The 23,007-nt window shown below is 73.5% G+C and carries 18 protein-coding genes and 1 pseudogene; 10 read left to right on the forward strand and 9 right to left on the reverse strand.

The window, feature by feature from the left end:
* The first annotated feature begins 101 nt into the window (after positions 1-101).
* From HHX30_RS09820 to HHX30_RS09835, 4 genes are all read left to right on the forward strand, one after another.
* The gene (locus HHX30_RS09820; RefSeq protein WP_169981585.1) at positions 102-1,328 is read left to right on the forward strand and encodes an ATP-grasp domain-containing protein; all 1,227 of its coding nucleotides are present in this window, start codon (positions 102-104) and stop codon (positions 1,326-1,328) included.
* Entirely contained in the window at positions 1,325-2,602 is a 1,278-nt protein-coding gene (locus HHX30_RS09825; protein ID WP_169981586.1) for an MFS transporter, read from the forward strand. Before HHX30_RS09820 ends, HHX30_RS09825 begins: the two co-directional genes overlap by 4 nt.
* Positions 2,603-2,616: 14 nt before the next feature.
* Positions 2,617-3,414, forward strand: a complete 798-nt coding sequence (locus HHX30_RS40555) for a cupin domain-containing protein (protein ID WP_211591832.1) — start codon at positions 2,617-2,619, stop codon at positions 3,412-3,414.
* 183 nt (positions 3,415-3,597) lie between these two features.
* A complete protein-coding gene (locus HHX30_RS09835; protein WP_169981587.1) occupies positions 3,598-4,515 on the forward strand; it encodes an aldo/keto reductase in 918 nt (305 codons plus the stop codon).
* A gap of 20 nt (positions 4,516-4,535) precedes the next feature.
* Here the strand turns inward: HHX30_RS09835 and HHX30_RS09840 are convergent, their stop codons facing one another.
* From HHX30_RS09840 to HHX30_RS09850, 3 genes are read right to left on the reverse strand one after another with little or no spacing between them, the layout of a single operon-like run.
* Entirely contained in the window at positions 4,536-5,228 is a 693-nt protein-coding gene (locus HHX30_RS09840) for a response regulator transcription factor (protein WP_169981588.1), read from the reverse strand.
* 16 nt (positions 5,229-5,244) lie between these two features.
* Complete coding sequence (locus HHX30_RS09845) at positions 5,245-6,336, reverse strand: sensor histidine kinase (RefSeq protein ID WP_169981589.1); 1,092 nt, start codon at positions 6,334-6,336, stop codon at positions 5,245-5,247.
* Positions 6,337-6,378: 42 nt separating this feature from the next.
* Positions 6,379-7,260 (reverse strand): UbiA family prenyltransferase, encoded by an 882-nt coding sequence (locus tag HHX30_RS09850; protein WP_169981590.1) that lies wholly within the window; start codon positions 7,258-7,260, stop codon positions 6,379-6,381.
* Between the two features lie 363 nt (positions 7,261-7,623).
* On the opposite strand from HHX30_RS09850, the gene leuA reads away from it, so the two are divergent.
* The 4 genes from leuA to HHX30_RS09870 all read left to right on the forward strand — a co-directional run bounded on the left by leuA (position 7,624) and on the right by HHX30_RS09870 (position 14,669).
* A complete protein-coding gene (gene leuA, locus HHX30_RS09855) occupies positions 7,624-9,354 on the forward strand; it encodes a 2-isopropylmalate synthase (protein WP_169981591.1) in 1,731 nt (576 codons plus the stop codon).
* A gap of 92 nt (positions 9,355-9,446) precedes the next feature.
* Entirely contained in the window at positions 9,447-12,245 is a 2,799-nt protein-coding gene (locus HHX30_RS09860; protein ID WP_169981592.1) for a LuxR family transcriptional regulator, read from the forward strand.
* Between the two features lie 303 nt (positions 12,246-12,548).
* Positions 12,549-13,919 carry an APC family permease gene (locus HHX30_RS09865; RefSeq protein ID WP_169981593.1) on the forward strand — a complete coding sequence of 457 codons (1,371 nt, stop codon included), beginning with the start codon at positions 12,549-12,551 and terminating at the stop codon, positions 13,917-13,919.
* A 108-nt stretch (positions 13,920-14,027) separates the two neighbouring features.
* On the forward strand, positions 14,028-14,669 hold the full coding sequence (locus HHX30_RS09870) for a phosphatase PAP2 family protein (protein WP_169981594.1): 642 nt from the start codon (positions 14,028-14,030) through the stop codon (positions 14,667-14,669).
* Here the strand turns inward: HHX30_RS09870 and HHX30_RS09875 are convergent.
* The 5 genes and pseudogenes from HHX30_RS09875 to HHX30_RS09895 form a co-directional block, all read right to left on the reverse strand.
* Positions 14,632-15,294: a response regulator transcription factor gene (locus tag HHX30_RS09875; RefSeq protein WP_169981595.1), complete on the reverse strand. Its 663-nt coding sequence runs from the start codon at positions 15,292-15,294 to the stop codon at positions 14,632-14,634. The genes HHX30_RS09870 and HHX30_RS09875 overlap by 38 nt on opposite strands.
* Positions 15,295-15,350: 56 nt before the next feature.
* Positions 15,351-17,294, reverse strand: a complete 1,944-nt coding sequence (locus HHX30_RS09880) for a histidine kinase (protein ID WP_169981596.1) — start codon at positions 17,292-17,294, stop codon at positions 15,351-15,353.
* Positions 17,295-18,137 carry a site-specific integrase gene (locus HHX30_RS43690; protein WP_169981855.1) on the reverse strand — a complete coding sequence of 281 codons (843 nt, stop codon included), beginning with the start codon at positions 18,135-18,137 and terminating at the stop codon, positions 17,295-17,297.
* Positions 18,138-18,374: 237 nt separating this feature from the next.
* Positions 18,375-19,643 (reverse strand): annotated as a pseudogene (locus tag HHX30_RS43695) (RNA polymerase sigma factor); the annotation flags it as partial.
* A gap of 48 nt (positions 19,644-19,691) precedes the next feature.
* Positions 19,692-20,042, reverse strand: a complete 351-nt coding sequence (locus HHX30_RS09895; RefSeq protein ID WP_169981597.1) for a YciI family protein — start codon at positions 20,040-20,042, stop codon at positions 19,692-19,694.
* 373 nt (positions 20,043-20,415) lie between these two features.
* On the opposite strand from HHX30_RS09895, the gene HHX30_RS09900 reads away from it, so the two are divergent.
* Positions 20,416-21,300 (forward strand): DUF998 domain-containing protein, encoded by an 885-nt coding sequence (locus HHX30_RS09900; protein WP_169981598.1) that lies wholly within the window; start codon positions 20,416-20,418, stop codon positions 21,298-21,300.
* 223 nt (positions 21,301-21,523) lie between these two features.
* Entirely contained in the window at positions 21,524-22,255 is a 732-nt protein-coding gene (locus tag HHX30_RS09905) for a dienelactone hydrolase family protein (RefSeq protein ID WP_169981599.1), read from the forward strand.
* Between the two features lie 81 nt (positions 22,256-22,336).
* On the opposite strand, the gene HHX30_RS09910 is transcribed toward HHX30_RS09905, so the two are convergent.
* Positions 22,337-22,975: a DedA family protein gene (locus HHX30_RS09910; RefSeq protein WP_169981600.1), complete on the reverse strand. Its 639-nt coding sequence runs from the start codon at positions 22,973-22,975 to the stop codon at positions 22,337-22,339.
* Positions 22,976-23,007 lie beyond the last annotated feature (32 nt).

A 23,007-nucleotide genomic window follows, 5' to 3' on the forward strand; every position in this document is an offset into this window, starting at 1 on the left:
CAGGAAGCCCCAGTCGAACTCGCCCGATCTCCGCACGCCGTCCGGCCGCGAGCTGCCCTACTGACCCTAACCGCTGCCACAGAAAGAGGGGAGGATCCCGGATGAGCGACCTCGTCATGGTCATGCCCTACCGGGCGTTCGTCATCAAGGCCCGTGAGGAGGGGCACCGGATCTGCGCTGTCTGGGATCCCACCCTGCAGACGCCGGACTACCTGGCCGGCATCGCCGACCTCGCCGACGCCCTCGTGCTGACCGACTTCGCCGATCCCGTCGCGTTCGACCGGTCCGTACGGCAGGCCGTGCGCGACTTCGGCGCCGACCTCGTCTACCACATCGGGGCCGAGGAGAGCATGCTCGCCACCTACCGCATCGCGGAGGACCTGGGCAAGGCGGTCAACCCGGCCAGGTCGGTCGAACTGCTCAACGACAAGCTCCAGTTGCGCCGGCTGCTCGCCGAGCACGGCCTGTCCCCGGTGCGGTTCGCCCACGCGGCGCGCTGGCAGGACGTGCCCGGCCTGCTCGGCGGCTTCGAGCTGCCGGTGGTCGTCAAGCCGACCGAGCTGGCCGGCAGCCGGGGCGTGTACCTGCTGCGCGAGCCCGGCCAGGTCGCCGAATGGGGCGCGCTGCTCGACTCCTACGGCTACCGCGGGCCGGTCCTGGTGGAGGAGTATCTGCGCGGCCCCGAATACAGCGTGGAGTCGCTCAGCGACCACGGCCGCCACCAGATCGTGGGAGTCACCCGCAAGGTGCTCGGCCCGCCGCCGCTGTTCGTCGAGGCCGGGCACGTGCATCCCGCGCAGGCGGGGCCTGACACGGCGGCGATGGCCGAGCTGACGGCCGAGATGCTGCGGCTGACCGGATACCGGACCGGCCCGGCCCACACCGAGATCATCTGGACCGCCGCGGGCCCCCGGATCGTCGAGTCGCAGGCGCGGCTCGGCGGCGACCAGATCCCGCGCCTGGTGCAACTCGCCACCGGGCTCGACATCGAGCGGGCCGTCTTCCGGATCCTCGACGGCAGGTCGCCGGGCACGGTGGAGCGCCGGGCGGTCGCCCACATCTCCTACTTCAGCCTGACCCCCGGCGAGGTCCGCGCCGTCGCGGGGGTGGAGGAGGCCAGGGCCCTCGACTTCGTGGACATGCTGGAGTTCCCCTTCCGGCCGGGCGACCGGATCCCGGAGACGGTCGACTGGCGCACCCGGCACGGCTTCGTCGTGGTGACCGGGGAGACCGAGGAGCAGGCCGTCGCGCGGGCGCGGCACGTCCACTCGCTCGTCCGCGCCGAGGTGGCCGAGCCCGTCGCGGCCGGGGCGGGCGTGGCGCCGTGAACCTGTCCGCGCTCCATCCCAATCTGCGGATCCGCATCGCGGTCGGGTTCCTGCAGCGCCTGCTCGACTCGATGGTCATGTCGTTCATGGCCATCTACCTCGCCTTCGAGTACGGCGTGGCGGTCGCGGGCGTGCTGGTCGTGACCGTCATGGTGCTCGGCGTCGTGGGCACGCTCGCGGGCGGGCACATGTCCGACGCCCGCGGGCGGCGGCGCACGCTCCTGCTCGGCGAAATCGGCGTCTGCCTGACGTTCGCGCTCATGGCGGTCGCCGACGCGCCCGCCTGGCACAGCCCGGCGCTCGTCTACTGCGGCTACCTCGTCAACAAGTTCGCCGCGAGCTTCGCGATGCCCGCCAACGACGCGATGATCCTCGACGTCACGACCCCCGAGAGCCGCAAGCTCGTCTACACGATCAACTACTGGTCGATCAACCTCGCGCTGGCCTTCGGCGCGCTGCTCGGCGGTTTCCTCTACAACGGCCACTTCACGCTGCTGCTCGCCCTGGCCGCCGGGGGCACGGTCGTGATCGCCGCGGCCACGTACTTCCTGATCGCGGAGACCAAGCCGGAGCAGACCGGGCCGGAGGAGACCGGCGCGGCGGCCCAGCCGCGCGGCTCGATCCTGCGGGACTTCGCCTCCGGCTACCGGCTGGTGCTCCAGGACCGCGCCTTCGGCCGGTTGCTGGTGGCCGCCACGCTGTTCATGTCCATCGAGCTGCAACTGATCAACTACATCGGCGTACGGCTGGCCAGGGACCTGCCGGAGCAGAACCTGCTGGCGATCGGGTCCTGGGCGGTCCGGGTGGACGGCGTGGAGATGCTCGGCATCCTCCGCGCGGAGAACACCGTGCTCGTCGTGGCGCTCGCGCTCGTCGCGCACCTGGTGCTGCGCCGGGTGCCCGACCGCGTCCGGATGTACGCCGGGGCCGGGCTGTTCACCGCCGGATACATGGTGCTGGCCGTCAGCGACACCGGCTGGGTCCTGCTCGTGGCCGCGCTGGTGCTCACCGTGGGCGAGCTCATGGACGTGCCGGTCAGGCAGGCGCTGCTCGCCGACATGGTCCCGGCCGCGTCGCGCACCCGCTACATGGCGGTCTACAACCTCAACATCCGGGTGGCCCTGGTCGTCGCGTCGCTGTGCATCACGGTCGGCTCGGTGCTCCCGCCGTGGGGCATGGCCGCGCTGTACGGCGTCTTCGGCCTGGTGATCATCTGGCAGTACCGCGCGATCCTCACCCCCTCCGCCGCCCGCGCCGAACTCGCGCGGGTGTGACCCGGGAGAGCCCGATGAACCTGACCAGAGTAGAGACCGGCACCAGGCATGAGACCGGCACGAGGCACGAGACCGGCGCGGTGCTGCGGGCGGCGGAGCTGGAGTATCGGCGCCACGGCGACTGCTTCGTGAGCCCGGTGACCGGCCCGCACGTCGGCGCGCGGCACGCCGCCGTCGAGGCGGTCCGCATCCCCGCGGGCCGCCAGTGGTCACCGCCCGGCGCGGCGGCGGCCGAGCAGATCGCGGTCGTGCTGGCCGGCGCGGGCGTCGGCACCGTCGGCTACGAGATCAGCCGGATGCGCGCCGCCTCGGCGCTGTACTCGCCCGCCGGCAGTACGTACTCCCTGTCGGCCGGCGACCGGGAGATGACCGTCTACGTCTGGAGCGCCGTGCCGTCCGAGGGCGGCCCGGCAGGCAGCGTCCGGCCCGGCACCGGCCCGGCCCGGTTCCGCTCGCTGTGGAACGGCGAGACCTGGCTGACCCCGCCTGCCGCGAACGTCCTGTTCCGGCCGGGGGCCGGCCGTGCGGGGCTCTGCCTGCGCTGCGGCATCATGCAGCCGGGAGAGACGCTCGGCGTGCGCCCGCACGAGGAGAACGAGGCGGTGTACTTCGTCTTCGAGGGTGAGGGGCAGTTCTACCTGCACGACCGGTGGGTGGACCTGGGGCCCGGCGACGCCGTCTTCGCGCCGCCGGGCGTCCGGCACGGCGCCCGCAACCCCCACTCGGGCCACCTCGCCAGCCGCTTCGTCGTGTTCGGCGGTTCCGTGGCCGGAATTCCGCCATATCTGGCCGATGATTTGCCGGATTTGTAGCACGAACGGTCGTAGCAGTGGGGAAAAATAGGGGTGGAAAATCCGCCTCGTGCAATCCGAGAGGTATCGGGTGCATCCTCGCGTTTCTCATACCTCCATTACTTCCAGCGGTGTCCACGTGAATGACGAAGCGATATCGAAGCCCTTCAAGCGGTCACGGCCACGCCGGTCGCGGGCGGCGTCATGCGGCGCGTGAGCCTGGGCGGGCAGGGACTCGTCGCCACGAGCCTCGGGCTCGGCTGCACCGCGCTGACCGGCGCCTACGGCGCTGCCGACCCCGACGAGGCGATGCGGGTCGTCCGGCGCGCGCTCGACGGCGGCGTGTCGCTGATCGACCTGACCGACGGCGGCGGCGAGGCCGAGCGCCTGGTGGGCAAGGCCGTCGCCCACCGGCGTGACGAGGCCCTGATCGCGGCCGGCCCCGGTTCGGGACCGAGCGGCTGCGTCTTCCGCCCCGAGGACCTCGACAGGGCCTGCGACGCCTCGCTGTCCCGCCTGGGCGTCGAGCGGGTCGACCTGTTCGTGGTGGACCCCGGCGCCGGGGACGCGCCGATCGAGGAGACGATGGGGGCCGCCGGCCGTCTCCAGGACGCCGGGAAGATCGCGCACATCGGCGTCCGCGGGCTGGACGGAAAGCGGTTGCGGCGCGCGCACGCGGCGCGGCCCGTCGCCGCGGTCGCGGTGGAGTACTCCCTGTGGCGGCGCCGGGCGGAGCGTGAGCTGCTGCCGGCGGCGCGCGAGCTGGGGATGGGCGTCATCGCCGGCAGGCCGCTCGGCAGGGGCTTCCTGACCGGCAGGATCACCTCGCCGGTCCAGCTCGCCGCGGGAGACGTGCGCCGCCGCGACCCGCGCTTCTCACCGGAGAGCCTGGAGACCGAGCTTCTGCGGCTGCGCGAAGCCCAGCGGGTGGCGGCCGATATGGACATCGGTATGGGCCGGCTGGCCATCGCCTGGCTGCTGGCGCAGGGCGACGACATCGTGCCGGTGCCGAGCACGCGTGACCTGGTCCATCTGGAGATGAACCTCACCGCGACCGGCATCCTGCTGCCCGAGCCGGTCAAGGCCCGCCTCGCCGGGACGTTTCCCCTGCATGACGACTGAGGATCTCCGGCGCCCGCGGGTCAGGGGACCGACCGCTGCCCCCGCAGGCCGGGGTTGGGGCGGGGCCGGGGCGCCGGCTGGTCGCGGCGCGGCGTGATGAGCGAGGCGGCCAGTGCCTTGTTGACCGCGTCGATCCGGGAGACGGCGCCGAGCTTGGTGAAGATGTTGTGCAGGTGCCGCTTGATCGTCGCCTCGGTGAGCGTGAGCCGGGTGGCGATCTGGTAGTTGCTCAGCGCCTGGGCGGCCAGCTCGAGGATCTCCCGCTCTCTGTCGGTCAGCACCACCTTCGACCCGCCCCCCTGCACCTGGGCGAACGAGTCCCGCGAGACGGCGAGCACGAGCCGGTCGGGCTCGGCCCTGACGCTCCTGACGGCCGAGATCAGCTCCTGGCGGTGCACGCTCTTGAGCAGATAGCCGCGGATGCCCGCCGCCAGCAGGCGGCTGAGCAGTTGGGGGCCGTCGTACATGCTGAGGATGATGATCTGCGACTCGGGCGAGATCTGACGCATGCGGGCCACGGTCTGGGTGGCGTCGTCGCCGGGGATCTCGACGTCCAGGAGGACCACGTCGGGCCGCTCCCGCTCGACCAGGGCCACGGCCCCGTCGGAGTCGCCCGCCTCGCCGACGACCTCGAAGTCATCCTGGGCCTCCAGGATCTCGCGCAGGCCCTCACGGAACAGCGCGTGGTCGTCGATGACGGCGATAGTGATCATGTTGTCCCCGATCGGGTCATGCGGTGAGCCCTGAGAAGGGCACGTACAGTTCGACGTGCGTGCCGTGACCCGGCCTGCTCGTGATGGTGGTCGTCCCGCCGATGATCGCGGCGCGTTCCTGCATCGACAGCAGGCCCACGCCATCCGACCGGCCGCCTCCTCCTTCCGTGAAGCCCAGGCCGTCGTCGTCCACGGACGCGCGCAGCTCGTGCGGGGCGAAGTCGACCCGGATCAGCACCTTGCTGGGGTTGCCGTGGCTGAGCGCGTTCCTGGCCGCCTCACGCAGGATGAGGAAGGACTCGTCGCGGACGGTCGGAGAGGCCCACGTCTCGTCCCCGCTGACCCGCAGCCGGATGTCCACCTCGTCCATGTCCACGGTCTCGAGGTAGTACAGCAGGGCCTTCTCCAGGCTGTTCAGCGGCTCCTGTGGGTGCAGCTCGCTGGTGACCGCGCGCAGGTTCTGCATCGTCTCCAGGATGGCCTGCTGGGCGGTCTCCACCTTGGCGGTCGCCGTCGCGGGCTTGTTCGCCCGGTGCAGGTCGTACAGCTCAAGTTGCCGGTGGGCGACGCTGAGGCCGTGCCCGAGCCGGTCGTGCAGTTCGCGGGCGATCCGGCGGCGCTCCTCGACCTGGGCCTCGTGGACCTTGTCCAGCAGGAAACTCGAGTAGCTGGCCGAGGACTCCCTGATCCGTGTCGTGATGCTGCGCTCCAGCCCCAGCACGACCAGCGTGAGCAGCCGCATCGACTCGGCGTCCCCGGGCATGCGCTCCAGCAGGCAGGTCACGACCGCCTGGAACCACACCGACGCCGCGCGGAGCGACTCGTCCGGGTGGACCCCGCTCGCCGCCCTGGTCGCCCCCACCTCCCAGGCGATGATCTTGTGGGAGTCGCCCACCCTGATGCTGCCGGACCGCAGCGTCTCCGCGACGTCGTCGAGGATCTGCTCGGCGTTCGCCAGCGCCTGCCGCAGGGCGGTCGGGTCGCGGCTGATCGGGCTGTCCAGTGCCGCCAGGTTCCGTGCGTACGCTTCCAGAATCTCGGAGCGATGCGCTTCGAGGAAAGCCTCGAAGTCCGGGACCTGCGGTCCCAGCTCTCCATCTCCCGCCAATGGACCCTCCGAGAGGAAGCGGACGAGTGCCTCCATCCTGGACTAAGCCGCACGCCCAGACAATAAGAATTGTGACACCAGCGGGAGAAGAACAGCCAAATGCACAGCGTATTGCGTCGTCATGAACGCCCGGTAGGGCAGGCGGCGGCGCACCCGGGACCCCCGGGAAAGCGGAGTAAGGGTGACGACGGCGAGCAGCGTGGCACCGGCGAGCATCGCGGCCGGCGCCATGCCGAGCGGCACCCGCAATAGCAGCGCGACCGCGCAGAAAGCGATCGCGACGGAGGCGGCGACGGCCGACAGCAGCAGCCTGACCGGCCATTCTCCGTGGCTCACCGCGAACGAGGCGCGCCCGGCGGAGCGGTCGCCCGCGATGTCGGGCAGGTCCTTCGCCGGCGTGCCGACCAGGCCCATCCACAGCGAGGCCGCGAGGGCGAACGCGGGCAGCGCGATCGCCTCGCGCCCGGTGGGGCCGGTCCCGCAGGAGGTGTAACCCGCGCAGTAGGAGAGCAGGCCGGCCACGCCGCCGACCACGACGGTGGCGCTCGACCACCTCTTCAGCGGGAAGGGCGGCGCCGAGTAGAGGTAACCCAGCACGAGCACCGCCGTGACCAGCCAGACCATCGCTCCGCCGAGCAGCAGCGCGCCGAGCAGGGCGGCCGCGGCGGCGGTCCAGGCGACGATCAGGGCCAGGCCGGCGTCGAGGTCGCCTCGGGCGATGGGCCGGTGTGAGCCGTTCACGCGGTCCTCCCGCATGTCCGTCACCCCGTTGAAGAGGTAGACGAAGAAGATCGCGCACTGCCACACCAGGGCCCCCGCCACCAGGCGGAACGGGTCGGCGGGGGCGAGGCCGGCGTCCAGGGCCGCTCCCGCGGCGAACCGCAGGAAGAAGATGGCGAGAACGGACGGGCGCGCCTCGGTCACGCACATTCCGAGGATTCGGAAAGGCGAAATCGAAATAGCCGGGAATACCGCTCTGTTGATCGACATGATCCGGAGTATGTGTCCGATTCAGGGGGTCGTTAAGGGGGTCGCCCGGGAGGTTGTACCGGATCTACAACTTTCGATACCCCTACCGATCGTCCGGGTGATCCCGGCCGCACTCTAGTTGCTTGTCTCTTGCCCCTTGACCAGCGCGCTTGTAGCTTCGGCGACGTACCGGTCAGCGAATCACCAGGAATTTCGGCGGCCTTCCGGAAGGGAGTCGGCGCGATTCGCGGACAGCTTCTCGGAAAACGGTCGGTCGCGAATTCGGTGACATGGTCGCCGATGAGAAAGGAATTCCTCATGAGCAGCTCTCCTTCCCGTTACTCGGCCTTCACCCCCGTCCGCCTGGCGGACCGGCGCTGGCCGGACCGGACGATCGAGGCCGCACCGCGATGGCTGTCCACCGACCTGCGCGACGGCAACCAGTCACTGGTCAACCCGATGAGCCCGGAGCGCAAGCTCGCGATGTTCGACCTGCTCGTACGGATGGGCTACAAGGAGATCGAGGTCGGGTTCCCGGTGGCGAGCCAGGACGACCACGACTTCGTGCGCATGCTCATCGAGGAGGACCGGATCCCCGACGACGTGCGGATCTCGGTTCTCGTGCAGGCCCGGGACGAGCTGATCCGGCGGACCGTGGAGAGCCTGGCCGGCGCGCCCCGGGCCAACATCCACCTCTACAACGCGACCGCCCCGCTCTTCCGCCGGGTCGTCTTCGGCATGACCCGCGACGAGTGCCGGGACCTCGCCGTCGAGGGCACCCGGCTGATGATGAAGTACGCCGAGGCGACCCTGGGCGACTGCGACCTCGGGTTCCAGTATTCGCCCGAGCTGTTCAACGAGACCGAGCCCGAGTTCGCGCTTGAGGTCTGCGAGGCGGTCATGGACGTGTGGCAGCCGGAGGAGGGCCGGGAGATCATCCTCAACTTCCCGACCACGGTGGAGCGGTCGCTCCCGCACGTCTTCGCCGACCAGATCGAGTGGCTCGACCGCAACCTGTCCCACCGGGAGCACGTCTGCCTGTCGATCCACCCGCACAACGACCGCGGCACCGGCGTGGCCGCCTCCGAGCTGGCGCTGCTGGCCGGCGCCCAGCGGATCGAGGGCTGCCTGTTCGGCAACGGCGAGCGGGCCGGCAACGTCTGCCTGGTCACGCTCGGCCTGAACATGTACACCCAGGGCGTCGACCCCGGCATCGACTTCTCCGACATCACCGAGATCCGCCGCACCGTCGAGTACTGCAACGAGATGCAGGTCAGCCCCCGCCACCCGTACGGCGGCGACCTCGTCTACACCGCCTTCTCCGGCTCCCACCAGGACGCCATCAAGAAGGGTTTCGACGCCCTGGCCGTGGAGGCCGCCGAGGCGGACGTCAGCGTGGACGACCTGCCGTGGCGCATGCCGTACCTGCCGCTCGACCCCAAGGACGTCGGCCGCACGTACGAGGCGGTGGTGCGCATCAACAGCCAGTCGGGCAAGGGCGGCGTGGCCTACATCCTGAGCGCCTGGCACGGGCTGAACCTGCCCAAGGCCCTGCAGGCGGAGTTCGCCCGCGTCGTGCAGGCCCACGCGGACGGCTCCGGCGGGGAGATCACCCCGGCGGTCGTCCGCGGCCTGTTCGACGAGGAGTACCTGTCGCGGACCGAGATCACCGTCCCCCTCGGGCTCGGCGGCCGGCCGCTGCAGACCACGTTGTACGTCGACGGCGCCCGCTTCGACGTCGCGGGTTCGCAGGCCGACGCCATCCGCACCCTCGGCGCCCGTCTGGCGGTCTGGAACGTGGACGTGCAGATGGTCCACCGCACCGGCGTCGAGGCCGCCGGCGGCGCGGGGGACCGGGAGGTGGCGGTCTACGCCGAGTGCGTGATCGACGGGCGGCAGGTCTGGGGCGTGGGCCTCGACCGCGACGTGGTCGCCGCGTCGTTCGCGGCCGTCCGCTCGGCGCTGGCCCGCTCGGGCGAAACGAACGCGGACGGAGCGCAGGAGCGGGCCGGCGACGCCGTTTCCCCGCGAATGTCGCTGGTCGGCTGAACGTCACTCAACTCACGACCTTTACCGAAAGTCACGGCAATTGTGAATCCGGCCGCGCGGCCGCGTATCGAACGGAATTCGGGAGGCTCATTATGGCCCTGGTGGAGCGGGAAGAGGTGTTGGCCTCCCTTGAGGACATGCTGGCCGACGCCGTCACCGGCAGAGGAAAGATCGCGATCGTCGGAGGGCCCGTCGCGACGGGCAAGACCGCACTGCTCAACACGCTCGTCGAGGACGCGCTGGAGCACGGCGCGCTGCCGCTGACCGCCACCTGCTCGCAGGCGGAGTCGGGGCTGGCGCTGGCCGTGCTGTCGCAGATCCTGCACAACGCGCCGCTCACACCCGAGGAGGAGGAGCGGACCCGCAACCTGCTGCACGAGGGCGCCCGCTGCGCCATGTCGGCCGACCCGCTGGCCGACTACGTCGACCAGGTGGACGCCCACATCGTGCACGCCCTGTGCATGGTGCTGCTCGAACTGGCCGAGCGGCACCCGCTGATGATCGTGGTGGACGACATCCAGCACGCCGACCGCGCCTCGCAGCTCTGCCTGGCCTACCTCGCCCGCAGGCTGCGCTTCGCCCACATCCTGGCGATCTTCAGCCAGTCGGAGGAGGCGTGGAACGCCCCGTCGCTGTTCCAGACCGAGCTGCTGCGCCAGCCGCACTGCCGCCGCCTGCCGCTGTCGGCACTGTCCCGCGAGGGCGTCGAGATCATGGCGGCCGACATCGTGGGCGACGACACCGCCCGGCGGTTCGCCGCGGACTGGCACGTGGTCAGCGGCGGCAACCCGCTGCTCGTGGGCGCGCTCATCGAGGACCACCTCGCGGCGGCCGACGCCGCGGGCGCCCCGGCGGAAAGCGAACCGGCGGCGGAGCCGGACGAGATCGCCGCGGGCGACGCCTACCGCCAGGCGGTGCAGTCGTGCCTGCACCGCGGGCACCCGCTCGCGGCCCGCGTCGCGCGGGGCCTGGCGGTCGCCGGCGACCCCGGCCACCTCGACCGGCTGCTCGACCTCGACGCCGGCGTCGTCGTCCAGGCGCTCAACGCGCTGCACAACGCCGGGCTGGTCGGCGCCGACCTGCACCTGCGCCACCCCCAGGCGCGCGCCGCCGTGCTCGCCGACCTCGACCGGCACGAGCGGACGGACCTGCACCGCAGGGCCGCCGAACTGGCGTACGGCCAGGGCGCCCCGGCCGCCGTGATCGCCGAGCACCTGCTGGCCGCCTCGCACAACGGGGGCCCGTGGGCCGTGCCGATCCTGGAGGAGGCGGCCCGGCAGGCGCTCAGCGAGGGACGGGTCGAGCCCGCCGTCGACTACCTGCGGCTGGCCGACGGCGCGTGCACCGACGACCAGCGCCGGGCCACCATCAAGACGACGCTGGTGCGCGCGGAGTGGCGGCTCAACCCGAGCGCCCCCGCGGCCCACCTCGACGAGCTCACCGACGCCATGCACCGCGGACACCTGCGCGGCTCCGACGCGGTCGTGCTGGCCAAGGCACTGCTGTGGCACGGCCGCTTCGACGACGCCCGCGACGTGCTCGACCACCTGGGCAGGATCGGCACGATCATGGACGCGGAGACCGTGGCCGAGATCCGCGCCGCCCGGCCGTGGCTGCGCTGCTCCTATACGCCGTTCCTGGCGCACATCCCGAGGGTCACCGACGTGAGCACTCAGGCGCCGCCGTCCGCGCCGGTCATCGGCCGGCTGGAGGCCGCCACCGCGCTCGCGGCGGTGCTGACCAAGGGCCCGCACCCGCAGACGCTGGCCGACGTGGAACGCATCCTGCGCGGCTCCCGCCTGGACGACATGTCGATGGACGCCGTCGAGTGCGCCCTGCTCGCGCTCATCTACGGCGAGCGGCCCGACCTCGCGGCGCCCTGGTGCGACCTGTTCTTCGAGGAGGCCGCCAGCCGCCGGGCCCCGAGCAGGCAGGCCCGCCTCGCGGCGCTGCGCGCCGAGATCAGCCTGCGGCAGGGCGACCTGGAGGGCGCCGAGGGCCTCGCCCAGATGGCCGTGCGGCTCATCCCGCCCACGAGCTGGGGGGTCGCGATCGGCGGGCCGCTGTCGGTGCTGCTGACGACGGTGACCGCGATGGGCCGGCTCGACGAGGCCGTGCAGCTGGTCAACCAGCCCGTGCCCGAGGCCATGCTCCAGACCAGGTACGGCCTGCACTACCTGAACGCGCGGGGCCGCTACCACCTGGCGACGGGCGACCTCGGCATGGCCCTGCGCGACTTCCAGACCTGCGGCGAGCTGATGGGCTCCTGGAGCCTCGACGCGCCGGGGCTGATCTCGTGGCGGACGGGCGCGGCCGAGGCGCTGATCGGCATGGGCCGCCCGGAGCGGGCCCGGCCGCTGCTGGACGAGCACGTGACCCGCTGCGCCCCCGGCCCGGTCCGCGCCCGGGGGATCGGGCTGCGACTGACGGCCGCCGCGAGCGAGCCACGGCAGCGTCCCCCGCTGCTGCGCCGCGCCGCCGACATGCTGCAGGCGAGCGGTGACCAGTACGAGCTGGCCCGGGCCCTGGTGGACCTGGCCGACGCCTACCAGGCGGTGGGGGAGCTGCGGCGCGCCCGTACGGTCGCCAGGCAGGCGCAGCGGATCGCGGAGGAGTGCGAGGCCGTCCCGCTGGTCAACGCGCTCACCCAGGGCGGTCCCGGGCAGCCGGCCGAGCCGCCCAGGACCGAGAGCGGCTCGGGGGCGCTGAGCGAGGCCGAGCGCCGCGTGGCCTCGCTCGCCGCCGTCGGCTACACCAACCGCGAGATCGCCGACAAGCTGTACATCACGGTCAGCACGGTCGAGCAGCACCTGACCAGGATCTACCGCAAGCTCAACGTCACCCGGCGGTCGGACCTGCCCGCCAGCCTCGAGTTCAGCACCTCAGGCTGAGACGGGCGGCTGAGAGGGGCACGGCGACCCCGGCCGGCCGGTCACCCCGGCCGGCCCGTGGTGTCCCGCGAAGCGCGACGCCGGCCGGCATCCGTCCGGCCGGTCCGCGCGTCCCTGCCGCCCGCGCCGCCTGCCGCCCGTGCTCCCTTGCTGCCCGTGTTCCCCGCTGCCCGTGCTCCCTGCCGCCCGTGTTCCCCGCTGCCTGTGCCTTGGGCCGGTCCGGATCATCCGGCCGGCCGTCTCCCTGACCGGCCACGACTCCCTTGACCGGTCACGACTCCCCCGACTGGAAGGTGTACGCGAATGGCTCGGACGAGCGTCACATCCGGCGTCACCCCTGCCGTCACCCGTGCCGCCCCGCCTGGTGCCGTCACGCCTGGTGCCGCCCCGGCGGGCCGCCTCACGGCGGCGCAGGGCACCGCCATGTACGTCGGCGCGGTGCTCGGCACGGGCGTCATCGCCCTGCCCGCGCTCGCGGCCCAGGCGGCCGGGCCGGCGTCGCTGCTGGCCTGGCTCGGCCTGGTCGTGCTGTCCGCCCCGCTGGCCGCGGCGTTCGCCGCGCTCGGCGCCCGCCACCCCGACTCCGGGGGCGTGTCGACCTACGCCCGCCTCGCCTTCGGGGACCGGGCCGCCGTCGTCGTCGGCTGGTGCTTCTACTTCGCGATACCGCCCAGCGCCGCCGCCGCGGCGCTGTTCGGCGGCGAGTACGTCGCGGCGGCGGTGGGCGGCGGAACCGGCACCGCGACGCTGACGGCGGCGGGGCTGATGGCGGTCGTGACCGTGTCGAACGCCTCCGGCCTCCGGGTGACCGGCCGGGTCCAGCTCGGGCTGGCCGGGCTGCTCGTCGCGCTGCTCGTCGTCGCCGTCGCGCTGTCGCTCCCGCACGCCGATGTGGCCAACCTCCGGCCGTTCGCCCCGAACGGCTGGGCGGCCATCGCCCCGGCGGCGGCCCTGCTGGTGTGGAGCTTCGCCGGCTGGGAGGCGATCACGCACCTCGCCGCCGACTTCCGCAGGCCCGCCAGGGACCTGCCCAGGGCCGCCGCGGCCGCCGTCGTGCTGGTCGGCGTGCTGTACCTGTCGGTCGCCTTCGCCACCGTCGCCGTCCTCGGGCCGGCCGCCGGAGCGGCGCGGGCGCCCCTCGGCGACCTGCTGGCCCTCGGCCTCGGCGGCAACGCCCGGCTGCTCGCCGCCGTGGCCGCGCTGCTGCTGACGCTCGGCGCGATGAACGCGTACTGGGCCGGGGCGGCGAAGCTCGGCGCGGCCCTCGGCCGCGACGGGGCCCTGCCCGCGTGGCTCTCCCGCGGCAGCGTCGCCGGGGAGGTGCCCCGGCGCAGCCTCGGAGTCGTCGCCGTGCTGTCCTTCCTGTCGCTCGCCGTCGTGTACGCGGCGGGGACGGGCATCCGTCCCCTGGTGCTGATGACCAACGGGTCGTTCGTGGTGGTCTACGCGATCGGCGTGGCGGCCGCCATCCGGCTGCTGCCGCGCGGCCGGGCCAGGGCCGCCGCCCTGCTCGCGCTCGTGGCGGTCGCCCTGCTGGTCGCCGCGTCGGGGGTCTACCTCGTCTGGCCGCTGCTGGTCGGCGGCGCCGCTCTGGTGTACGCGCGGTTCACCCGCCGGGAGGCGGCCGTCCCGGCCGGGGTACGGAAGAAGGAGACCGTGCCGGCGGACCATTGACGAAAGTGAAGGGTCACCGGCGACTTTCCGTGAGTGCGCGCCGTGCTGTCCGGTCCCTAGGTTCGAGGGGCCGGACGGACCGGCGGAACACGGCACGGAGGGGAACCGGTGGGCACCGAGATCGAGGACGTCCCGGACATCAGCGCCGAGTGGTACCGGGAGGTCACGGCGTTCGCCCGGAACACCCCGGAGTGGGTGCGCGACGCGGCCGAGGTCGCGACGGACGCCGTCCCCGCGATCCTCTTCGCCCTCCTCGTCTTCGGCTGGTGGCGGGCGCGGCGGGGGGACGACCGCCGGATGGCGCTCGCGCTGCTCGCGCCGGTCGCGGTGGTGGTGGCGTACCTCGCGAGCGAGGGCGTCAAGAGCCTGCTACGGCTGCGGCGCCCCTGCTGGGACCTGGCCGACGTGGTCACGGTGGCGCCCTGCCCGCCGTACGGCGACTGGTCGCTGCCGAGCAACCACGCGACCTTCGCCGCGGCGGGGGCCGTCGCGCTGGTCGCCCTGTGGCGCGGCACGGCGGTGGCGGCGCCCGTGCTCGCGCTGCTGGAGGCCTTCTCGCGGGTCTTCGTCGGCGTCCACTACCCCCACGACGTGGTGGCGGGGCTGCTGCTCGGCGCGGTGGTGGCGCCGGTGGTCCTGCTGGCCCTGCGGAACCCGGTGACCGCCCTGGTCGGTGCGATGCGGCGGCGGCCCGCGCTGACGGCGCTGCTCGCTACGACTCGCCCGTCAGCCCCGCCTCGTGGGCGATGACCGCCGCGCGCACCCGGTTGGGCACGCCCAGCTTGGCCATGATCGTGCTCACGTAGGTCTTCACGCTGCCCTCGGCGAGGTGCAGCCGGTCGGCGATGCCCGCGTTCGACAGGCCCTCACCGACCAGGGCGAGCACCTCGCGCTCCCGGTTCGTCAGCGCCGCGACGCGCTCGCGGGCCGCGGCCGAGCGCGTCAGCCGGTTCCCGGCGAGCCCCCGGATGACCCGCGCGGCCACCGGCGGCGACAGGTACGCCCCGCCCTCGGCCGCCGCCCGGACCCCGAGGGGGAACTCGCGCGGGTCCCCGGTCTTCAGCAGGAACCCCGCGGCGCCGTCGCCCAGGGCCCGGGCGACGTAGGCGTCCTCGCCGAAGGACGTCATGATCAGTACGGCGGTGCCCGGGGCGGTCCTGCGCACCTCGGCCGCGGCGGCCAGCCCGTCCAAGCCGGGCATCCGGATGTCGACCAGCGCGACGTCGGGCCGGTGCGCCAGGACGGCGTCCACCAGCTCACGCCCGTCGGCGGCCTCGGCGACCACGTCGACGCCCGGATCCGCCGCCAGGATCGCCCGGACCCCGGCGCGGATCACCGGTTCGTCGTCGGCGAGGACCACCCGGATAACGTGCACGACCCGATGCTACGGAACCGTTGCTACCAAACCGTGGGGGAGCCTCCGGCCGCGGCTCAGGCGGGCAGGTGCGCCTTGCTCACCAGCCGGCCTCCGGCGAAGCACAGCCGGTAGAGCTCCAGCTCGCGGAACGGATCGGGATTGGTGCCGTAGTAGCGGCACCGCGCGCCCGGCGGGATCGGCGGCTCGGGCCAGGACGGGTCGTCGATCCGGGTCCTGACCGGCAGCACCGCCGCGACCTCGGACTCTGCCTGGCCGGCCCGCAGCTTCGCGAACTCGGCCGGCGGCAGGACCGAGGTGGCCGCGTCGTAGACCGTGAACCCCAGCACGAACGCCACCACGCCGGCCGCCGCGGCCAGGGCGACCAGCGCCGCGGCCAGCCGCGTACGGCGCACCCGCCGCCGGGCCAGCGCCAGATCCAGCTCCACAGGCCGCGCTCCCGCCGGCAGGTCGTCCGGCACACCCGGGCCCGCGTCGGCGGGCCTGTCCGCGGCAACGGCGAGGTCGGTTCCCCCGGTGTCGCTCGCCCCGGGAGGGGAGAGATCCACGGCGGCGGCACGCGCGGCGGAGGGAAGGCCGGTCCGCGAGGGGGCGTCGTGGCGGGACACGTCGTGTGGCAGGCGGACGGTGAGAGTGAATCCACCGTCGGCGCGGCCGCTCCGCAGGGATCCGCCCTGCAGACGGACCCGCTCCGCGAGCGTGCGCAGCCCGTATCCGCCCGAGACGGCCGGCCGGGGTCGTCCCGTGGCCTCGTTCGCCACGGTCACCGTGGTCACCACACTCACCACGGTCTCGCCCGGTGCCTGCGCGAGCCGTACGGTGACCGGGGCGCCGGGCGCGTGCTTGGCGGCGTTGGTGAGCCCCTCCCGGACGACCCGCCGCACGGTGACGAGCGCGGGCGCGGGGATCCGCGCCTCCTCCCGCCCGCCATGGAGCGTGACGGGCATCCCGGCGGCGGAGGCGCGCCGGACCAGTTCGCCCACGCTCTCCCCGGCCGGACCCGCGTGCGCGACGTCCCCCTGCCCCGTGTTGCCCTGTTCCGTGCCGCCCTGTTCCGTGTCCCCGCGCGCCGTGTCCCCGCGCGCCGTGTCCCCGCGCGCCGTGTCCCCGCGCGCCGTGTCCCCGCGCGCCGTGTCCCCGTACGCCGTGTCCCCGTACGCCGTGTCCCCGTACGCCGTGTCCTCGCGTGCCGTGTCTCCCTGCGCCGTGCTCTCGTGGGGGATGTGTGCGTGTGCCGGGCCGGGACCGTCGCCGTCTCTGAGCACGGCGACGATGTCGCGCAGACGCTCCGCCGCGGCCGTGACCGCCTCGCGGGCCTCGCCCGCCGCCCGGCGGTGCGTCTCGGGCAGGCCGGCGGCGACCTCCAGAGCGCCGATCCGCAGCGCGACCAGGCTCAGGTCGTGACCGAGCAGGTCGTGCATGTCCCTCGCGATGGCGGCCCGCTCGCGCAGCCTCGCCTGCTCGGCGAGCATGCGCCGCTCGCGCTCCAGATGCCCGGCGCGTTCCCAGCCCGCCCTGGTCAGGGCCAGGCTCTGGTGCCGGGCGTGGCCCGCGAGCCAGGGGACGAGGCCGAACAGCGCGATCCCCGTGACGGAGAAGAACCACGCGCCCAGATCCCACTGGGCCGTGAGAAGCCACCGTACGAGCGGGACGACGGCGGCGGCGATCACAGCGGCGGCGGACAGGCCGAGCAGGGCGGGCCGGGTGCGGGCCATGCGCACCCCGGCCAGGTAGCTCATCACCACCAGGGCCAGGAAGAAGACGGTGGGGTCGCCCCGTACGGCCACCGAGCCCGCCCACAGAGCGGCCGTCACGAGCATCGCCCCCAGCGGCCGGGGCCGGGCGAGCGCGACGGCGGCGCCGATCGCCGCCAGCCCGGCGATCACCTCCGGCCAGGTGTAGCTGTCGGCCAGGGTGTGGGTGAGGCCCGCCCACACCGCCGGCACGCCGAGGACCGCCCACAGCAGGACGTCCTTGAGATATGCCGCTTTCCTCCCCACTCAGGCAACGGTATCCGCAGGTCGCGGGACCCGGACGAATCCGTGCAGGCTCCGGGCGCTGGCGTGGCCGGACAGGGACATCAGCATCGGCGCGGACCAGCCGTCCTCGCCGAGATGCGCCAGGCGCGAGTGGCGCAGGCGGTGGAGCGTGTAGCCGCCGCCTTCCGGGTCGAGGTCCCTGGTGGCCCGTTTGAACAGGTACTCCGCCCGTTCGTACGACAGGCGGCCCCGGCCGGTGTGCGGGCAGAGGTCGGCCACCGCCGGCATGCGACCCGGCCCGGGTCTGCGGTCGGCGAGGAACAGCGGTCCCCGGCGGCGGTCCCCGACGAGGAGGGGCAGGAGCGCCGCCGTCCCGGACTGCCAGCGCAGCCAGTGTCCCCTGGTCCTCACCTCGCCGCGCATGCCGGGCAGGTCGAGGTCCTCCACGTCGAGCGAGAGCGCCCATTCGGCCGGGGCCGCGCTTTCGTACAGCAGCAGCCACAGCGTGCGCTCGCGCAGCGGGATCTCCGGCCGCTCCCACAGGACCCGCAGCAGCGACCGGTCGATGGGACGGGTGCGGGCGCGGGGTTCGGGCCGCCGGTCGAGCGGGGCGGCGAGGCCGGCGGCGGCCCAGCCGTGCTCGGCCGCCCACGAGGCGAACGACCGCAGCGCCGCGCGGTGGCGGTTCCAGGTCGCGCCCGCGGCCGTGCCCCAGGCGGCGTCGAAGACCTCGGCGGCCAGGTGGGACGTCATGTCCCGCAGCGGGATGTCCTCGCCGAGGTGCCGGCACAGTCGTGACAGGGTCTGGTTGTAGGAGCGGACGGTGTCGGCGCTAAGGCCGGGACGCGCGAGGAAGAGCCTCATGGCGGCGCCGAGCGTGACGCCCGCATCCGCCGCTCGCCGGCCTCCGGCTCGCCCGCCCGGAGTGGCGGGTGCGACACGCTTCCCGGAGTCCGCCCGCCCGGCGGCCCTGGGCGGCTGACCGGCGGTCTCCGCGGGGCCGGCCTCCCCGGCCTCCGCGGTGTTCAAGGGGCCGGACTTCCCGGCCTTCCCGGCCTTTGTGGCCTTCACGGCCTCCGCGGTGTTCGCGCGTCCGGCCTCCTCGGCGCAGGTCGCGGCGCGGCGCAGCAGCACCGCCCGTTCCGCGGCGTTGCGGGTGAGGGACGCCGCGCGGTCGAACTCCGCCCGGGCCTCGCCGTGCCGTCCGAGCCGGGCCAGCAGGTCCCCGCGTACGGCGGGCAGCAGGTGATACCCCTTCAGCGCCGGTTCCCCGGTCAGCGTCTCCACCAGCGTGAGACCGGCGCGCGGCCCGTAGGCCATGGCGAGCGCGACCGCGCGGTTGAGCTGGACGACGGGTGTGGGCAGCACCCTCACGAGGGCCTCGTAGAGCGCCGCGATCTGCGGCCAGTCGGTCTCCTCCGGCGTGGCGGCCCGTGCGTGGCAGGCCGCGATGGCCGCCTGCAGCACGTACGGGCCGAGGGGGCCGCCGGCCTCCCGGGCGCGCAGCAGCGCCGCGAAGCCGCGCCGGATGAGCAGCGGGTCCCAGCGCCCGCGGCTCTGCTCGTGCAGCGGTACGGGCTCTCCCGACGGGCCGGTGCGCGCGGCCGAGCGCGACTGCTGCAACTCCATCAGCGCGACCAGGCCGTGCACCTCGGCCTCGTCCGGGGTCAGCTCGGCCAGGACGCGGCCCAGGCGCAGCGCCTCCAGGCAGAGGGACGGGCGCATCAGGTCGTCGCCCGCCGTGGCCGAGTATCCCTCGTTGAACACCAGATAGATCACTTCGAGCACCGACGACAGCCGGGCCGCCCGTTCCGGCCCCGACGGAACCTCGAAGGGGACGTGCGCGTCGGCGAGCGCCCGCTTGGCCCGCACGATCCGCTGGGCGACGGCGCTCTCGGAGACGAGAAAGGCCCGCGCGATCTCGTCGGTGCGCAGGCCGCCGATCAGTCGCAGCGTGAGCGCCACCCGGGCCTCGGTGGACAGCACCGGATGACAGGAGACGAACATCAGCCGCAGGACGTCGTCGCCGACCTCCCCGTCGAGCGCGCCCAGAACGTCGTCCACGTCCCGGGCGCCGTCGTCCACGCTGGTGACGAGATCGTGGGCGAGCCGCTCCTGACCGCGGTCGCGCCGCTCCTCCCGGCGCAGGTGGTCGACGGCGCGCCGCTTGGCGATGGCCATGAGCCAGGCGCCCGGGTTGTCCGGGACGCCCGCCTCCGGCCACTGTTCCAGTGCGGCGAGGACCGCGTCCTGGGCCAGTTCCTCCGCCAGGCCGACGTCGCCGACCATCCGGACGAGGCCGGCGACGATCCTCGCGGACTCCATCTTCCAGACCGCGTCGACGACGGCATGGGCGTCCAGGGACGTCATCGGTCGATGACAGCACCGGCCCGCCCGCCGCGCAACCCGGCGCGTACGTCAGCGGGGGCCGGGGCCGGGAGCGTCCTCGGGGCCGAACACCCGCTGGACCGTGCCCTCGCCGTCGCCGACGATCCGCCAGAAACGGCGGGCCAGTTCCACGGCCTCCTCGCGGGACCGAGCCTCGATCAGGGCGAAGCTGACGATCGCCTCCTTGGCCTCGGTGAAGGGGCCGTCCGTCACGGTGATCTCGCCTGCGGAGGAGACCATCCGCACGCCGCCCGGCTCCAGCCCGCCCGTGGCCAGCAGCACGCCGGCCCTGGTCATCTCCTCGATGAAGGCGCCCATCTCGGCCATCATCGCCGCGTCCGGGTTCGGGTCGGTGCCCTTGGTGGTCATCAGAAACCGCATCGGTCGTTCTCCTTCTTCCTGATTCTGTGGCCGGCGGGAGCCGGTCGCCGGTTCCCGCCGTCACCTACACGTCGTACGGGAGGGGCCGTTATCGACGGACTCCGATCCTGGCACGCCCTGGCCAGGGCCTTCGTCGGGATGTGACAGGGAATGCGCATGTGACAGGGAATGCGCGTCACCGGCTCGCGCCGCAGGTGGGCGGGGGAGAGCAGGGGGCGGACGTGACAGGTGGTCGAAGCGCGCGGCGGCCGTTCGACGCGTAAGCGAGGCCGGACGACGTACCGGCCGGGACACCGAAGCCGGGACGGCGAAGACCCAACACCGACGAAGAGCCAACACCGGCGAAGACCCAACACCGACGAAGGGAACGGCCATGACCACCACGCAGCCCACCGCTCAGCCCGCCCTCCAGCCCACCACGCAGCCCACCACGCAGCCCACCGCTCAGCCCGACGCCCAGCTCCCCGCTCAGTCCGCCGCTCGGCCCACCGCCGGCCGGGCCGCGACCGCCGCCGGTCGTCGCGCGGTGCGGGTGACCGGCGGCGTCACCGCGCCGGCGGGGACGGATTCCCGCGGCGGCGACGGCGACACGGCGGTCGCGCGGCGCGGCGCGGCGGCCTCGACGAGGTCGACGCGTGCGCTGCTCACCTGCGCCGTGCTCACCACGCCCGTCTTCGGGATCGTCTCGCTGGCGCAGGCGTTCACGCGGGAGGGGTTCGACCTGCTCCGTCACCCGCTGAGCATGCTGAGCACCGGCGACCTCGGCTGGCTGCAGATCGGCACCTTCTGGATCACCGCCGTCCTGACGGTCGCCGGGGCGATCGGACTGCGCAGGGCCATGCGCGGCACCCCCGGAGGGACCTGGGCGCCCCGGCTGCTGCTCGTCGAGGGCGCGGGACTCGCGGCCGCCGGGGTCTTCGTCATGGACCCGGGGGACGGCTTCCCCGCGGGCACCCCGCTGGGAGCCCCGGCCGGGATGAGCTGGCACGCGATGCTGCACATGGCGGCCGGGTCGGTGGCCTTCACCGCGCTCATCGCGGCCTGCTTCGTCCTCGGCCGCCACTTCGCCCGCGCGGGGCGGGGCGGGCACGCCGTCGCCTCCCGTCTCAGCGGCCTGGCCCTGCTGCTCGGCAACGCCTGGGCCATGTCCGGCGGCCGGGCCGGCTCCCTCACCCTGTGCGTCGGCGTGCTGGTCGCCATGGCCTGGGTCTCGGTGGCCGCCGCGGTCAGGCGCGCGGACCTCGCCCAGGGACGCTGACCACCTCGGCAAGGAAGCCGCCGGAGCCGTACGCGGGCCGGCCGATGCCGGCGGGTGAGAAATCACTGGGAGCTCCGCGCGGTCCGGTGATACGTTCGGCGTCGCCGTGCGCCGCTGCGACCCGAGGAGGTGAGACCGATCAACGCTGTGACAGGTCGGGGCTCCCCCCGTCGCATGGTCTAGGGAGCGCCCGAAGAAGGCATCCCGAAAGGCGTGGAACGCTTTGCGCTTCATCTCCCAGACGTCGTCGGACGGCGTCACCGAACAGCTGTTCGTCCTCGGCGAGACCCCCGGTGTGCTGTGGACGCCGGAAGGCGCCGCCGGGGCTCGGCCCCTGATCCTGATGGGCCATGGCGGCGGGCAGCACAAGAAGGCCCCGGGCATCGTGGCCCGCGCGCGCCGCTTCGTCACCGAGGGCGGTTTCGCGGTCGTCGCGGTCGACGCGCCGGGCCACGGCGATCGGCCGAGGACCGAGGAGTTCGCCCGGGTCGTGGCCGAGCTGCGGGCCGGCATGGTCGCGGGTGGGGACGTCGCCCCGCGACTCGCCGCCATGCACACGTTCCTGGCCGGCCAGGCCGTCCCGGAATGGCAGGCGGTCCTGACCGCGGCGAGGGAACTCGACGTCGTCGGCGCCGGCCCCGTGGGCTACTGGGGGGTGTCGATGGGCTGCGGGCTCGGCCTCCCCTTCGTCGCCGCGGAACCCCGGGTCCGCGCGGCGGTGCTGGGGCTGCTTGGCGTGGACGGGCTGGCCGAGGCGGCCGCCCGGGTCACCGTCCCGGTGCGGTTCCTGCTCCAGTGGGACGACGACCAGGTGCCCCGGGCCCGGGGCCTGGCGCTGTTCGACGCTCTGGGATCGGCCGACAAGACGCTGCACGCCAACCCCGGCAAGCACGGGGAGATCCCCGAGTTCGAGACCGGTAGCTCGCTGCGGTTCTTCACACGGCACCTGGGTTAGCGCGGGCCGCCTGGTGATCCGCGACGCGCCGGCCGGGTCTCGTGCCTGGCCGGCGCGCCGGCCCGCGCGGGTAGCGGCCGGTCAGCGGACGTCGCGGTGCTGGCCGCGCCGTTCTCGCAGCCGTACGGCCACGAACCGGACGACGACGAGCACGACGGCCGCCACGACGACCTTGGACACGATGCCCGTGTACTCCTCGACGAGGTGCCAGTTCTCGCCGAGCAGGTAACCCGCCAGCACGAACACGGTGTTCCAGATCAGGCTGCCGAGCGTGGTGAACAGGAGGAAGGTGCCGATCGGCATGCGTTCCACGCCGGCGGGGACCGATATCAGGCTGCGGACAACCGGGATCATCCGCCCGAAGAACACCGCCTTCACACCGTGCCGGACGAACCACGCCTCCGCCTTCTCGACGTCGGCGGTCTTGACCAGCGGCAGGCGCCGCGCGAGGGCCAGCGTGCGCTCCCGGCCGAGCAGGGCGCCCACGCAGTACAGCGCGAGCGCGCCCACGACGGAGCCCACCGTCGTCCACAGGAGGGCGGCGACCAGGCTCATGTCCCCGCGCGACGCGGTGAACCCCGCCAGCGGCAGGATGATCTCGCTGGGCAGCGGCGGGAACAGGTTCTCCAGGGCGATCGCGACACCCGCGCCCGGCGCGCCCAGGCTTTCGGTGAGCTCCATCGCCCACCCGGCGATCCCTCCGATTTCTGGCGTGTTCATGAGAGAAACGTCCGAGGAAACCCCCGCTTTCA

This window comes from Microbispora sp. H10836, assembly GCF_012999525.1.
GTDB lineage: Bacteria > Actinomycetota > Actinomycetes > Streptosporangiales > Streptosporangiaceae > Microbispora.

Coding starts and splice junctions, on each gene's coding strand:
- HHX30_RS09820 (WP_169981585.1), top strand. CDS start 102: ATGAGCGACCTCGTCATGGTCATGCCCTACCGGGCGTTCGTCATCAAG.
- HHX30_RS40555 (WP_211591832.1), top strand. CDS start 2,617: ATGAACCTGACCAGAGTAGAGACCGGCACCAGGCATGAGACCGGCACG.
- HHX30_RS09835 (WP_169981587.1), top strand. CDS start 3,598: ATGCGGCGCGTGAGCCTGGGCGGGCAGGGACTCGTCGCCACGAGCCTC.
- HHX30_RS09840 (WP_169981588.1), bottom strand. CDS start 5,228: ATGATCACTATCGCCGTCATCGACGACCACGCGCTGTTCCGTGAGGGC.
- leuA (WP_169981591.1), top strand. CDS start 7,624: ATGAGCAGCTCTCCTTCCCGTTACTCGGCCTTCACCCCCGTCCGCCTG.
- HHX30_RS09860 (WP_169981592.1), top strand. CDS start 9,447: ATGGCCCTGGTGGAGCGGGAAGAGGTGTTGGCCTCCCTTGAGGACATG.
- HHX30_RS09865 (WP_169981593.1), top strand. CDS start 12,549: ATGGCTCGGACGAGCGTCACATCCGGCGTCACCCCTGCCGTCACCCGT.
- HHX30_RS43690 (WP_169981855.1), bottom strand. CDS start 18,137: ATGAGGCTCTTCCTCGCGCGTCCCGGCCTTAGCGCCGACACCGTCCGC.
- HHX30_RS09895 (WP_169981597.1), bottom strand. CDS start 20,042: ATGCGGTTTCTGATGACCACCAAGGGCACCGACCCGAACCCGGACGCG.
- HHX30_RS09900 (WP_169981598.1), top strand. CDS start 20,416: ATGACCACCACGCAGCCCACCGCTCAGCCCGCCCTCCAGCCCACCACG.
- HHX30_RS09910 (WP_169981600.1), bottom strand. CDS start 22,975: ATGAACACGCCAGAAATCGGAGGGATCGCCGGGTGGGCGATGGAGCTC.